Annotated in this window: 11 protein-coding genes; 8 read left to right on the forward strand and 3 right to left on the reverse strand. The window is 60.0% G+C overall.

Annotation, left to right across the window (positions count from 1 at the left end):
* Window positions 1–26: 26 nt before the first annotated feature.
* On the forward strand, window positions 27–1,508 hold the full coding sequence (locus NGR_RS05770) for a pectate lyase (protein ID WP_015887310.1): 1,482 nt from the start codon (window positions 27–29) through the stop codon (window positions 1,506–1,508).
* A 191-nt stretch (window positions 1,509–1,699) separates the two neighbouring features.
* The gene (locus NGR_RS05775) at window positions 1,700–2,590 is read left to right on the forward strand and encodes an ATP-binding protein (RefSeq protein ID WP_015887311.1); all 891 of its coding nucleotides are present in this window, start codon (window positions 1,700–1,702) and stop codon (window positions 2,588–2,590) included.
* 125 nt (window positions 2,591–2,715) lie between these two features.
* Here NGR_RS05775 and NGR_RS05780 read toward each other — a convergent pair whose 3' ends face one another.
* Both NGR_RS05780 and NGR_RS05785 read right to left on the reverse strand, forming a co-directional pair.
* Window positions 2,716–3,555 (reverse strand): sulfotransferase family protein, encoded by an 840-nt coding sequence (locus NGR_RS05780; protein WP_015887312.1) that lies wholly within the window; start codon window positions 3,553–3,555, stop codon window positions 2,716–2,718.
* Between the two features lie 48 nt (window positions 3,556–3,603).
* Entirely contained in the window at window positions 3,604–4,932 is a 1,329-nt protein-coding gene (locus NGR_RS05785; RefSeq protein ID WP_015887313.1) for a lipopolysaccharide biosynthesis protein, read from the reverse strand.
* A gap of 291 nt (window positions 4,933–5,223) precedes the next feature.
* Between NGR_RS05785 and NGR_RS05790 the strand changes: the two genes are divergently transcribed.
* From NGR_RS05790 to NGR_RS05805, 4 genes are all read left to right on the forward strand, one after another.
* Window positions 5,224–6,477: a polysaccharide biosynthesis/export family protein gene (locus NGR_RS05790; RefSeq protein WP_164923913.1), complete on the forward strand. Its 1,254-nt coding sequence runs from the start codon at window positions 5,224–5,226 to the stop codon at window positions 6,475–6,477.
* A gap of 54 nt (window positions 6,478–6,531) precedes the next feature.
* On the forward strand, window positions 6,532–7,212 hold the full coding sequence (locus NGR_RS05795) for a sugar transferase (RefSeq protein ID WP_164924082.1): 681 nt from the start codon (window positions 6,532–6,534) through the stop codon (window positions 7,210–7,212).
* Window positions 7,213–7,249: 37 nt separating this feature from the next.
* Window positions 7,250–7,936, forward strand: coding sequence for a PIG-L deacetylase family protein (locus tag NGR_RS05800; RefSeq protein WP_015887316.1), 687 nt, complete (start codon window positions 7,250–7,252; stop codon window positions 7,934–7,936).
* A 68-nt stretch (window positions 7,937–8,004) separates the two neighbouring features.
* Window positions 8,005–9,198 (forward strand): DegT/DnrJ/EryC1/StrS family aminotransferase, encoded by a 1,194-nt coding sequence (locus tag NGR_RS05805; protein WP_015887317.1) that lies wholly within the window; start codon window positions 8,005–8,007, stop codon window positions 9,196–9,198.
* Between the two features lie 39 nt (window positions 9,199–9,237).
* Here NGR_RS05805 and NGR_RS05810 read toward each other — a convergent pair whose 3' ends face one another.
* Entirely contained in the window at window positions 9,238–10,407 is a 1,170-nt protein-coding gene (locus NGR_RS05810; protein WP_015887318.1) for a hypothetical protein, read from the reverse strand.
* Window positions 10,408–11,029: 622 nt separating this feature from the next.
* Between NGR_RS05810 and NGR_RS05815 the strand changes: the two genes are divergently transcribed.
* Window positions 11,030–12,208 carry a glycosyltransferase family 4 protein gene (locus NGR_RS05815; protein ID WP_015887320.1) on the forward strand — a complete coding sequence of 393 codons (1,179 nt, stop codon included), beginning with the start codon at window positions 11,030–11,032 and terminating at the stop codon, window positions 12,206–12,208.
* 149 nt (window positions 12,209–12,357) lie between these two features.
* A complete protein-coding gene (locus tag NGR_RS05820) occupies window positions 12,358–14,481 on the forward strand; it encodes a mechanosensitive ion channel family protein (RefSeq protein ID WP_015887321.1) in 2,124 nt (707 codons plus the stop codon).
* Window positions 14,482–14,485: the final 4 nt, after the last annotated feature.

Below are 14,485 nucleotides of genomic sequence, written 5' to 3' on the forward strand. Positions count from 1 at the left end.
TCGCCCGCAAGCGCGAGGGAAAACTTATGCTGGTTGCGCGTTCAACCGCTTCGCGAGGATCCCGAACCTGGCACGGCCCCGACCTTGTTGCGGCTCCGCTGATGTTGGCAGGGCTAATCCTTGGATCGTGGACTGGGCCTCTGCGGCAGGCTGAGGCTGCAACGGCGGTCCAGGAACCGCTTTCACCCAAGCTTCCAGACGGCAGGCAGCGTGCCTTTCCCACCGCCGAAGGCTTCGGCGCCGGTTCCGTTGGAGGCCGAGGCGGCAAGGTGATCTATGTCGTTAACACAAACGAGAAAGGGCCCGGATCTCTGCGTGATTGCGTCGAAGCATCCGGGCCACGCGTTTGCATTTTCCGCACAGGCGGTACCATAACGCTACGCGAGAAGTCGCTGGTTGTTCGGAGTCCGTTCTTGACCATTGCCGGAGAGACGGCCCCGGGCGGCGGGGTCGCCATTCGCAACGGTGAGAGGCAACTTCGCCCCTCAATTGAAATCTGGACCAATGACGTGATCATACGGCACGTTCGCCTTCGCCCCGGGCCGCATGCGCGCAAGGCTTGCTGTTCCGGCGGTCTCGGAATGTACTCTGAGGCGGCGAGAGACATCATCCTTGATCATATCTCCGCCAGCTGGGGATCTGACGAGACGGTCGATTCAGAAGACGCCAGCAACTTCACTTGGCAATGGGGAATTGCCAGTGAGCCGCTGCTGAAAGGCGGCCCGGGGAAAGACGATCGTGCCCGCAACATGCTGTTCACCAAGGGCGGCAACGTTTCAGTGCACCACTCGCTTTTTGCGTTCGGCAGGTTCAGAAATCCGCAGATAAAAATGAAAATTCCAGGCGCGGTCGCGGATGTCGTTAACAATGTCTTCTTCTCGCCAGCGTGGCAATACGTCGTGAGCTTTGGCGATGAATGGACGCATATCCAGGCCAATGTCGTCGGCAATTACAAGATCGCAGGAAAGAAGTTGCGCAACGACCACATGGTGCACCTTTTCACCGAAAGCGGAGAGGGTCACTCGATCTATGTCAAGGACAACTATGACGAACCCTATCGTACTCAGGCTGACCAGGATGACAGCCTGGTTCTGGCCGAGGATCAAAGACGGTTTGTCGTGAAGACGCCGTTTGAGGTGCCGACGATCCGCACGGCCCTGCCCATGGTCGCCTACGACGAAGTTCTGGCGAATGCCGGTGCCACAAGGCCAGAGCGCGACGCGGTCGACAATCGCATCATTGAGGCCGTCAAGAGCCGCAGCGGGCAACTGCTCAAAACGGATCCGCGCGACGTTGGCGGATGGCCCGATCTTGATGCTGGAACGCCATACCAGGACGCGGATATGGACGGCATTTCAGATGATTGGGAGACCAAGAACGGCATCGATCCAATGCAGGCTGATGATGGTCAACGGGACATGGATGGTGACGGGTGGTCAAACCTCGAAGAGTTTCTCCATTTCATGGCCGGCGATCCCGACGGCGGCGTTCAACTACCCCAACAATAAGCTGATGCACGCGTTGCTCGCGATTGTAAGGCACGCGTAGCGAAAATACCGCAAGCCAATATGGGTGTTGATGCGTCCGATGTGCAGGGGCTTGAAAGACCGATGCGCTGGCGCCGGCGAGATGATCGCAATCGGCGACTCGTGCGGCGTGTTCGTCTGGGTTAACGGGAAGCGAGGGGGATCGATAGGCCATGATCTTGAGTGCCAGCAAGTTCTATTCATCGGAGACGGATTCGACCGACGTGGCGTTGGAATCTGCGTTCTTCGCAATGCTTAAAATGCGGAACGGCACTTTCAAGCTGACCCACCCGTCGCGTTTTCAAGAACTGGAGGTCGCGTTCCGACCATATCTCGAGGAGCGCGCGGGCTCGCTTCGCGAGGTTCTCGACGTGGGAGTTTCCACCGGGCTAACGACCGTGGAACTCGCCAGATTCCTGACGGATTGTGGAAGTGCTGTCAGCATTGTAGCAACCGATCTCTTCATCGAGGCCCACATCGTCGAACTGGTTCCGGGGTTTAGAGTTTTCTGCGATCCGGAGGGTTGGCCGTTGCAATATGACGTCCGGGGTATCGCAGTTCGTCCATGGGTCCGAAGACTGGACTACGTGACGCTTGCTTTTATTCCACTCATGCTTGGCCACAGCCTCCTGAGACCCCGCCTGCGCTCATGCATAAGGGCCGGTATGAGCAGGCCGGTGCAAATGATCACCCGGTCATTGCCATCGAATGGTGAAATCGAATTTGTTGAAAATGACATTATGTGCCGGTCGGAGCGCCTTATTCGCCGGTTCGACATGGTGCGCGCCGCCAACATCCTGAATACAGGATACTTTCCTCCGGATCAGATTCAGTTCGCAATCGAAAACATTCACTCCTATCTCCGCGGTCCCGGCGCCTTGCTCATGATCGCCCGCACCAATCTTGCTCGTGAAAACGCCGGCACCCTGTTTGAGCTAAACGGGAACGGATCGTTTACCGCATTGGAGCGCGTCGGCGGGGGATCGGAGATCGAAAGGCTCGTGCTGGATTACCGCGCCCCCGCAACTGCGGATGGCTTTGTGAGTCCATTGGTCTGTCGATAAGGTGCCAAGAACTTAAGCGAGCGAGGTTTTGGGTGGCCGTCTACTGACGCGTCAACTCAAGAGGCATCGTCAACATGATCGGCTCGTTCACCCTCTGCTTGCGGTGGCGTGCTTGGCGGCAGTGCTCACTCCCGAACGCTCCCATTTCTCAGCCATCCGTTCAGGTCCCTGCCGACGATAGCGCCGAGCTTCTCGATCTCCGTGGCGTAGAAATCGCCAATGCGTTCCCGCAGTTCCCGGGTCAACGGCGCATACTGCACTTCGGCAGCGGCGATTGACCGCATTCGCTTGAATCCTGCACTGTTCCTGAAGGGAGCGACAATCGGCTTCAAGGGGCGCAGCAGACGGCGCAAAGTCGGGTGGATCATCGGCTCCGCCTTGTCTTTGACTTTCTTCTCCAGGGGCCGGAGCGGCGGATCGTCCGCCATCCTCAGGTGCTTCCGCACACGGTCGAGCTGTGCAAACGCATCAAGTCGCATGTCCTCGTAAAGCACGACAAGTATCTGCTCGGCTGGAAACCGATCAAAATAGGCTCGCAACTGCTGAAAGTAGAGGCCGCCGCTCAGGAAACGCCCGCCGGCAGCTCTGCGTGGGTCAAGATACTGGGCGATGTCGCGGCCGACTTCGCCCCGGCGGTAAAGCATGCAGTAGTCCGAGTAGGCACGCTCGATGGGATTGCGCAGCTGTGCGATCAGCATCGCGTCGGGAAGTTTCTGGCTTATCCGCCCGGCTGCGCCCTCTGTATCCATATAGGAATTGGATTTTTCGCCGACGAGACGTCGATCCTTCTGTCCTTCGAAGTTCGAGAGGTACCACTGGTCTCCACGATCATAGAAGCGGCTGAAATAATGCAATTCCGGAGCCGGCATGTAGATGCCGGGGTGCTGTTGCAGCGATTGCTGGAGCCACGTCGTGGCGCTCTTGGTCGCGCCGATAATCAGGAAATCGATATCGTGCAACTTCATGGATTTCCCTCCGTCACAGGTCTCGAGAGAGGCGTTCTTCTATCTTGCCTATTTCTGCCGATACGCGACCGCCATCATCCAGAGCCAGATGGCGGCCATGACGATATGTGCCAAATTGGCGCCCATGGGCCCGACGCGCGGGATCAGCGCCAACGCCGTGCCATGAAATGCGATTGTTGCGACGAGCACGCTGCTTAGCACCCGGTGCTCCCGCCCCATGGCCAGAAGCGCGGAGCGCGTGACTGTACCATACAACGTCATAGCCGCCGCGATGGATTGAACGACGACCAACGGGCCCGCCGCCTCGAAATCCGGACCGACGGCCACCCTTAGCACCGGATCGATCGCCAGATACACCGCGCCGACCAGCAATAGTCCGAAGCCGAAAAGAAGCACGCGCATTTGCGTGACGGCCCGATGAAACGCTTCATATGCGCTCGAGGCCCAGGCCCGGGCCAAATCCGGGTAGAGCACGGCCTGCACGTGATCTCCGATTTGCAGCGTCATTCGCCCGATGCGTTTCGCAATGTGATAAAGACCCGCCGCGGTCGGGTCGGCCAGGTATCCGACGAGAAGCGTGTCGAGCTGGTTGGCACTCGAACGCAGGGTCAATGACAGGTTCGTCGAGATCGCGAATTTCCAGAGACCTGGAAAATGAGCGGTGATACCGCGAACGGAGGCTTTAAGCATGCTCGCCAACATTCCTTGTCTGCGCAACTCCGCAAACGAAAGGAAGACGACCGACAGCGAGCCGAAGATTTGGGCCGCCATCCAGATCAGGACGAATTCCTGCAAAGTACCTCCGAAGGCAAAGCCTATTGCGCACAATCCCGCGCGGAAAATGCTCGACGCGACCTGGCCGTAGGCGATCGATCGAAAGTTCCCGAACAGGCGCAGCACGGCCAGCGGCATGCCGGAGATGCGAAACGGCAGAATGGCACAAAAAAGCATGACGAGTCCGGACATCTCGGCCGAGATCCCGAGCGAGGGACCGAAGGCCCACACGAGCACCACAGCAATCACGCATCCGGTCGCCGCCGCGGAAACGTCAAGCAGAAGGCCGAACTTGAACAACGAAGCGAGCGTATCCGTGCTCGTCGATTGCGCGCCGAATTTGATCAGTGGCTGCCAGGACTGGAAGTTCACGAGCCGCTCTATGGCGCTCGTGTAGGTGAAGCAAAGCGCCAAGACACCATACTCAGACGGACCAAGCGCCCTGGCCGTCAAGGCGAACCCAACGAGGCCCAGCAGAGAGGTAAGCGCATTCCCTGTCAGCAGATGTCTTATATTTCCCAGACGGCCTTTCAGGCCTTTTTCCCGAGCGAGTATCTTGTGGAGGCGGTTGAAGTATTTGGCCAGCTCTTCTCGAATCGCCAAACGAGACCTCCTGCCTCTAACGAGGCCGCCTGATCAAAAAAACGCCGCCCTTCTGCCGTGGCATGAGGCTGATGCCCCCATAAATCTATCCGGAGTGGGCCCGACGCCGCAGGGCAGGGCACCCGCGCGGCCTCCCTAGGCGCATCTTTTTTTGAGCGTTTAGGAAAGTCGCCTTGCCGGTCGCCGGCGCAATAAACAACTAAAATCCTTTGACGGGACAGTATGAGGGAGAATATAGTCGCGCAAGATATTTTGATAGCCTTTTCTTTGTTGCTTTGGAGGGCGGTTGCGATGGGGACATTACCTGCGCTAACGGCCACGTGCTTGTCCCCACGGGTTTGGGGCGCGTATGTTTTGGCGATCGTGCTGCTGGTCGTCGGACTCTTGGTAGGCCCGACGTCGCTTGCGTCTGCCAGTGACTATCGGCTCAACACCGGAGACGTTCTGACCTTCGACTTCCTGGACGATGCCGAGTTGCCAGTACCCGCGACCATTTCAGGCAACGGCGAAGCAGAGTTCCCCCTTATCGGCGGGGTCAACCTCGTCGGTCTCACGATAACGGAGGCCCTCGAAAAGCTTCGCAGCGAGTACCGGACACGCGAGATCCTCGTCGATCCAAAACTGTCCCTCAATATTTCGACCTTCCGGCCGATTTTCGTCCTTGGTGAGGTCAGGAGTCCGGGTTCGTTTCCCTTCTATAGCGGTCTAACGGTAGAGCAGGCCATCGGCCTTGCAGGCGGGATGCAGATTATCGCGTCGAACGCGTCCGACCGGCTTCTTGTCCGCGCCCGCCTGCGGGGGGAAATAGAGTCCGCAAGAGCCGAAATCGTTCATGAGGCCGTCTATGCGGCGAGACTTGTGGCGCAGCTGAAATCAACCGAGAAGGTCGACCTGGACGACGTCCCGGAGGTCGCCCGCACGCATGTCGAGGGAGTGCCGGTTGAGGGCGTCATCGCGCTCGAGGAGAAGATCCTGAAGGAGGATCTCGCCGCCTATAGATCGCAAGCGCAAATTCTCACGGAAGGGATTGCCCAGGCCGAGGGTGGGATAGAGATACTGAACGAGCTGGTGCAGCAGCAAAAGGATATAGTCAGTAACAGCGTCGACGATGTGGCGCGCGTCGGTGCGCTGCGTCAGCGGGGACTAAACACCGAAAGCGAGCTGTCACGCGCGGAGAACAGCGCGGCAACGGAAAAGGCCCAACTTCTGGAAACCTTTGCGACCCTTGCGCGTACGCGCCAGGAGGTGAGTGAGCTGAAATTGCAACTGGTAAAGCTCGCAGCTGACAGGAAGAAGGATATTCTGACCCAGCTCCAGGAGCGTGAAATTGCCATCAAGAAGCTGATCTCGGAGCAACGCTCCGCTGAAGAGCAGATCCTCCTTCTGGCCGCGGTGGCCCGGGATGAATCGAAGAAAAATCAAATTTCCTATGCCTATGAGATCCGTCGAAACGCCGATGGCGGCAAACCGACCAGCCATGAGGCGTCGCTCGGCACGGAATTGCTGCCGGGCGATGTCGTGGTCGTGAGTATCGCCGGAATGTAGCGTTCCGCAGGCAACTGATATCGTGAACCGCGCTCCATGCGCGAGGACAGCGAAGTGAAGCCCAATCGCGAGCATGCAGTCTTCGCCTTTAGTTTGCCTGCCTCGTCGGGACCATACCGTCTCAAGCGCGTTCTTGAATGTGCACTTGCCGGAACGCTTGTCGTCCTCTGCCTGCCGCTGATGGCGGTAACGGCGATCGTCGTTTGGGCGAGCCTCGGCTTGCCATTGTTGTTCACCCAGGCCCGCGCCGGGGCGGGCATGCGGATCTTCACGGTTACCAAGTTTCGCACGATGACCAACGCCTGCGGCCCGGACGGCGCATCGCTGCCGGATCAGATGCGGCAGACCGCTGCGACTTCGCTGCTGCGCAAACTGCGCTATGACGAGCTGCCGCAACTCTTCGCCGTGCTCGCAGGCGACATGTCGATCGTCGGCCCGCGTCCTCTTCCCTTGGCGACGGTTGCGAGCTTCGGTGACCTCGGCCGCCTGCGCTCACTGGTCGCTCCCGGCATGACGGGCTGGGCGCAGGTGAATGGCAATACGCTGCTATCGGACGAGGAGAAGATCGCGCTTGATCTCTGGTATGTCGCGCATGCCAGTCTTTGGCTCGATGTGCGAATTCTGCTGTTGACACTGAAGACGATCGTTTTCGGCGAGCGCGTCAATGACATGCATCTGAAAGTCGCCAAAGATTTTCTTCATGTTATTCGGGCGGTCCGCAACCATGGACAATGAAGCGATGGCGGCAGCGGCAAGGTCTTTTGGAGGCTCCATGGACGGTTCGCATTTCTCTTTCGGACGCACTTTAGTCGTCGCTCCGCATCCTGATGATGAGGTGCTGGGCGCCGGCGGGACGATCGCGAAGCTGGCCTCGCAGGGCGAGGAGGTCTTTGTCGCGATCGTAACTGAGGGGAAACCGCCGACATTCGATGCGGCGACCATTGCCAGGACGCAGGACGAGGCGAGGGAGGCACACCAGGTCTTGGGCGTTCGGGAAACCCTTTGGCTGCGTTTGCCTGCCGCACAGCTCGCCGAAACCGCGCATGCGTCGGTCAACGGTGCGCTGCTTGATCTTATTCAGCGTCTGGCCCCGAAAACCGTGCTCGTTCCCTTTGTGGGCGACATGCATATGGATCATCAGCTGACCTTCACCTCGGCGCTGGTCGCTTGTCGACCGCACCAGGCGGAGTTTCCGAAGCTGATCCTGGCCTACGAAACGCTCTCGGAAACGAACTGGAACGCTCCCTATCTGTCTCCGGGTTTTCTGCCGAATTTTTTCGTCGATATCACCGAGCATCTCGAAGCGAAGGTTGAGGCAATGCAGCTATTTGCCTCGCAGCTGCGCGAACCACCGCACGAGCGCTCCATAGCGACACTGCGTGCGCTTGCCACCTTGCGTGGGGCGACGGTGATGCGCCCTGCGGCCGAGGCGTTCGTTCTGGTTCGACACGTCGTTTGACTTGCAGACCACCGACCGCGGCGTTCGGCTCCGGCCGGGGCGGATGAAATGCGGAGCTGGAGGGATAAATGGCGCGCTGGCCGATCTACGATGAGGAGCAGATCGAGGACGTCGTCTCCGTCCTTCGATCGGGCGAGGTGAATGCCTGGACCGGACCGCATGTCCGCAACTTCGAGAAGCTCTACGAGGGTTTTCTCGGGGTTACGCACGCGGTGGCCGTGGCGAACGGATCGGTGGCGCTGGACTTGGCGCTATATGCGCTCGGGCTTCATCCTGGCGACGAGGTGATTGTTACCCCACGTAGCTTCATCGCCTCGGCCTCTGCTGTGCCGATGGCGGGCGGGGTCGCGGTTTTTGCCGATGTCGATCGCGACAGCCAGAACATCACCGTGGAAACGATCAGGACAAAGCTGACGCCGAAGACCAAGGGCATTATCGCCGTCCACCTTGCCGGCTGGCCCTGCGATATGCCGGCGATCATGGCATTCGCGCGCGAGAATGGGCTATGGGTGATCGAGGACTGCGCCCAGGCGCACGGGGCCGAGATAGACGGTCGGCCGGTAGGCAGCTTCGCCGACATCGCGGTCTTCTCCTTCTGTCAGGACAAGATCATCACCACCGGAGGCGAGGGCGGGCTCGTGGCGATGAGCGATGACGAGCTGTGGAGGAAGGCGTGGAGCCGCAAGGACCACGGCAAGTCTTTCGATGCCGTCTACAACACAGAGCACCCGCCCGGATTCCGCTGGCTGCACGAATCGATCGGGACCAACTGGCGCATGACATCTATCCAGGCGGTATTGGGATCGCGACAATTGCTGCGCCTCGAACAATGGCACAGCATCAGGGCGCACAATGCTGCCCTCCTCGCCAAGGCCGCCGAGGAGATCGACGCCTTGCGTACGCCCCTTCCTCCTCGGGGTACCCGGCATGCCTGGTATCGCTTCTACACCTTCTTGAAGCCAGAGCTTCTGATGCCGGGATGGAGCAGGGACCGGATCGTCGCGGAGATCAACAGCGCCGGGGTCGCCTGCTTCAGCGGCAGCTGTTCGGAGATCTACCGCGAGAAGGCATTCGTGGACTTGAACATGGGGCCTGACAGGAGATTGCCGAACGCGCGCGAGCTCGGAGAGACGAGCTTCGCATTCCTGGTCGATCCGGCTCTCGACACGGCTGCCGTCGGGAGGGCCGCACAGGTTCTCCGTGACGTCATGGCACGCGCCAGCTCAACGAGAGACGCGGGCCGTGCGGTTCGGACGTCATAGTTCCGCAGATGCAATCGGCAAGCAGCCGACGTGTGGCAATCACCGCCGCAGCGAATGGCTCGTCTCGGAAGTCGCCGCCTGCATGTCATCCCACAGCGACGACGCTGTTCTTGCGAATGCTTTATAACCGGACTCAAACGGGTGGCCGTCACTGTCCGGATAAAAGCGCTGTCCAGCCAGGATAGCTTCCTGCAAGGCGTCGGCCGTTGCAGCAACTGCGCTGCGATACGGCAAATCAAGCCGGTCTGCGACCTCGCGGATTTTTTCCTCAAGCGCGATCTGGCGTTCAACGCTGCGGATAAAACCAGGCTCGGCGATTGCGAGTTGGTTATGGCGCCGCAGATGTTCGAAGATCACACGCTCTTTTGACGGAAGCACCAGGAGGCCGACCCGGCCCCGCCCTCGTTCAGCCCAATCGGCCGCAAAGCGTTCAAAATCGCCAAACATTGCAGCGGTCTCGGACGACGTCAGGTCCGCCATTCGACCGGCGTCGTCGGCAGAGCGCCTCGACACGGAGGGACATCCGTCCGGGAATGTATAATATTCGGAGAGTTCACGATCGAAAAGGCGAGCGTACAAGCTCTTCGCGCGGTCCCTTATCACGTAGTGGTAGAGGCTCAGAATGGCGACATTCTCGAAGATCTTCGTCTTGAGGCTGATCGATCGCGCCTTGGTGCATTGCGACTGGCCGTCGACTTGGCCGGTGAGGGCTTGCAGTTGAAGTCGCTTCTGCTCTGCAAGCCAGAAGTCGGAATGCGCGTCCATTATATCGCAAGCGGAAAATACCACAGCGAAGTCGTTGCCAGGGAATACGGCGACAATTGCGCCTTTCGCCCCACCAGCCAGCGCATCAAGCACGATCGCGTGGTAGGAGTAGATGCCATAGCTTCCGACTCCAAAGTTGTATGTGCGCTCGCCTGTGATCGCCTCGAAGGCCGCCGGCCAGGCATGCGCACTGTCGACGTTGTTGCCGTACGTCATCGAGTCGCCGACCGCCGCGACTTGAAAACCATGATGGGCGCCAGCCAGATTCCGGAAGCCGTCCTCATCGACGTCGCCGAGAGTGGGATCGAGGCGATAGCCGTACTTCCCGTCGATGCTCCGATGCGACTGCGTGCCGATCGGAAACGGCGTAAACATCCGCAACATTGCTTCCCCGGCTCCCAACGCCAAGGTCACCGAGACCAAAAGTGCGATCAGGTTCTTCAAGCGTCTTCCACCTCTTCGCACGATCAGAAGAGATCGCCCTGCGATCCGGACGACAGGCCGGCTACCCTCTCCCCGGTGTCTGGCAGTCGCGATGGGCGGCCGATCCTGCGGATGTCTGAAAGGTCAAAGGTCAATGAAGCGAAACTAATCAGTCTGAGCAACTACATCGCCGACGTGTGCCCCCAGCCGTGAGGGGAACCATAAGCTCGTTGCGCCCAAGGAATGCAAATTTGTCGTGCTGTCGATGAATACAAGTGCGTGTATATTGCACGTCATTGTTCTTTTATTTTCTATCATGTGTTTGGTGGCGCAGCCAGTCGAAACAGCCAGCTTGCGAGGAATTCCGCACTGTCGAAAGGCCATTCCGCACTCGTCGCAATTTGGCAAATGCACCTTGGAAAGCCGGAAAGCGCGGCTGGCAGAGCGTTAGGAAAATCAGTTCAGCAAGTTGATTGTCAGATGAAAAGTTCGCATTCTGCCGACAACGCGCCTGCCGTTGCGCCGAGGGGCGCTCGCGGGTCCACGGCGCCGGCCACCTTGCGAATCCGCTTAGCGGTCAGCGGGAGCTGAGAGTGCAGTCTTCGCTCCGATCGCTCGAGAAACGGTGGGAGGGCATTTCGGAATGGACAAGCGCGCGGATTCTCGGGCGCTCGGATTGCCGGAGACCGCCGGGGCAAGGATAACGATCATCGTTCCGGCCCTGGGCGCAGGCGGTACCGAGCACATCGTCAATCTCATTGCCAACCACTGGAACAGCATCGGCCAGACGGTGACGCTCATCACGCTGGAGCCGTCGGATGCGCAGCCCTACTACAATTTTCATCCCGAGATTGCCGTTGTCCGCCTGGGTGTCCCACCCCGTAGAGCCTCGAAGCTCAGGTCGGCTTTCCTCGTGCTTCAGCGATTTAGACGCTTGCGGTCCGCCATTCGACGGTCTCAGCCGGATTTCGTCTTAAGCTTTCTGACGCGAACAAATGTCCTGACGCTCCTGGCGACGATCGGCTTTGCGGTTCCGGTGGTCATCTCCGAGCGCAATAACCCCGCTTCGCAACCCCTCGGGCTATTTTGGAAGTGGCTTCGGACAAGACTTTACCCTCGGGCATTCGGTCTGGTCACGATGACCCAAGGGGCGTTGGATCATTTTCCATCGAACATTCGCCGAAATGGCTGGGTTATCGCAAATCCGGTCGATTTGCCACGGAACTGGCAGAATAGACGCGGCAAGCACATTCTGGCAGCGGTCGGCCGATTGACCCACCAGAAGGGCTTCGACCTCTTGCTCAACGCCTTCTCCAGGATCGCCAACGCGCATCCCGAGTGGCACCTGGTAATTTGGGGAGAGGGCGACGAACGGCGCAGTCTCGAGGCATTGCGCGACGCGCTCGGATTGCAGAAATGCGTAGACATGCCCGGGATCACCGAACGACCCGGGCTTTGGGTTGAAACCGCAGATGCGTTTGTCCTGTCCTCGCGTTACGAGGGATGGGGGATTGTCCTGCTGGAAGCCATGGCTGCTGGCCTGCCTGTTGTTTCCTTTGAATGCGAATGGGGACCCCGGGTCATGATAACGCACGAGAGCGACGGGATACTGGTACCGAGGGAGGATGTCGGAGCCCTTGCGCAGGCACTCGACAGGATACTTGCCGATCCTGGGCTCAGGGAACAACTGGGGGCAAGGGCTGCAGCGAGCGCCCAAAGATACATGCCCGAGCAGATACTTGCGGAGTGGGATGGCCTGGTCTCATGCGTGTTGAAGCAGGCGCCGAAGATTCATTCGCAGATGCCTGATAACGCTGCTTAATCGGAGCGTTCCTCTGAAACGGTGCGCGCCGGCTATCTGGGCGTTGCGCGTCTCAACCGGCCAGGCCGTTTGTGGCCTGACGTATACCGCAAATATTTGATATAACTGACCTTGCGCGGCTTTCCAGCGCGATGACGGGGGGCCCTTGTATGAGTTCGACGTTTAGGTTTGCTGGGCAAGGCGCAGTCCTCGCTCTGATCGTCCTTGTTCTTCAATTTGTTTTCGGCTTCGTCGCTCCCCTGGCCGCACAGGAGGCTGCACCGACCGCGCCGCCGGCCAAAGTCCAGCAGTTGATCGAGTTGCTGGACGATCCGGACGTACGGCAATGGTTGGCCGCCAAGCAGACGACGCCGCCGCCGCAGGCTGCTACGCCGCCGAGCGGCGTCGCCTCGCAATGGGTCGCGCAGATCAGGGGACATCTTACCGGGTTGCGCGATGCCACTCCGCGGCTGGTTCCCGAATGGATGGCGGCACGAGAGCGGATTGCCTCGGAAATGCACGAGGGGAGCATGCCGATTCTGCGTGGTTTCGGCTTCGTGCTCATTGTCGGCTACGGCGCCGAGTTTCTTCTGCGCTATTTGCTGCGGCGGAGTGCGAACCGAAGCGCAGTCGAGCCGGGATATGGCCTTGCGGCCTTTGTCCGCATTGCGCCGCTCGTCGTCTTCGCGATCGCGGCGATTGCCGCTTTCGTCCTGGCCGACTGGCCGAGGCGGCTGGAGGCGGCGGTCGCGCCGCTCTTGATCGCCTGGATCGTCGCCCGTCTGCTGATTGCGGTCGCTGCTGCAATGACGGAACCGGCGGAAGAAAATGCGGATGGGGCCGAGACCGCTGTGGCAGGCCCGTCGCCCGCACCTGATGTAGCACGGTTCTGGCACAGGCGTTTCGTGCTGATCGTCTGCGCCGCCGCCGCCCTGTGGGCCGTCATGGATATGATGCAGGCGCTCTCGTTCCCGGCCGACGTTCGGGACCTGACCGGCGCCGCCCTTGGCCTCGTCGTGCTCGGCATCGGCATCGAAACGGTGCTCCGCCGGCCGGCTCCGGACATTGCTGTCGGGCGGCGGATCTTGCGCAACGCGCTGCTCATTGCCTTCCTTATCCTGCTGTGGGTCGTCTGGGTGGCCGGCATGAAGGTGCTGTTCTGGCTCGGCGTCTATGTTCTCGGCCTGCCGCCGCTGTTGCGCATCGTCAGCGCTGCGACGCGGACGATGCTCGATGCCGATGCGGCCGGCAACATCCGGGTGATGCGCAATGTGCTGATCGACCGCGGCGCGCGGTTTGCAATCATTGCGCTTGCCGCCGCGTGGCTCGCCATCGTCTTCCGCTTCAATGGCAGCTCGATGATGCAGGACGACGTCTTCAACCGCATCTTCCGCGGTGTCCTTGCCGGCGTCGTCATCCTGCTCGCGGCGGACCTCGTCTGGCAACTGGCGAAGGAGTTCATCAATTTTCGTGTGAAGCAGGCCGGCGTCGACGTCGCGGATCCGATTCAGCTCGCCCGCAACATGCGTCTGCGCACGCTGTTGCCGATTCTGCGCAACTTTCTTGCCGCCTTCATCGCCGTGGTCGCCGGCATGATGGTGCTCTCCGGCCTCGGCGTCGAGATAGGCCCGCTGATCGCCGGGGCCGGCGTCTTCGGCGTCGCCATCGGCTTCGGCTCGCAGACGCTCGTCAAGGACATCATCAGCGGCATCTTCTATATGATGGATGATGCCTTCCGGGTCGGCGAATACATACAGAGCGGCAGCTATATGGGAACGGTCGAATCCTTCAGCATTCGCTCAGTCAAGCTGCGCCACCACCGCGGCCCGGTATTCACCGTGCCGTTCGGCACGCTTGGCGCGGTCCAGAACATGAGCCGCGACTGGGTCATCGACAAGTTCAAGATCAACGTCTCCTACGACACCGATGTTGCCAAGGTGAAGAAGGTCGTAAAGGGTGTCGGGGCCAAACTGCTGGAGGATGAGGAACTCGGGCCGCTGCTCATCGAAACGGTCAAGATGAAGGGCGTCGAAACGTTCGGCGATTACGGCATCACCTTGAGCTTCGCCATGACCACCAAGCCGGGTCACCAAACCCAGATCAGGCGGCGGGCCCAGGCGATGATCAAAGAGGCATTTGACGCCAATGGAATCAGTTTTGCCTCGCCAACCGTTCAGGTCGGCGGCGGCGACGACACGCAAGCGAGCGCCGCTGCCGCCGCGGCGCGCGACGCCATCGCCAAGAAGAACGCCGCCCTGGCTGCGCCGCAAGGCGGGGAGGCGGCCGCAGAGTAGAAGC

It is taken from the genome of Sinorhizobium fredii NGR234, assembly GCF_000018545.1.
Taxonomy (GTDB): Bacteria; Pseudomonadota; Alphaproteobacteria; order Rhizobiales; family Rhizobiaceae; genus Sinorhizobium; species Sinorhizobium fredii_A.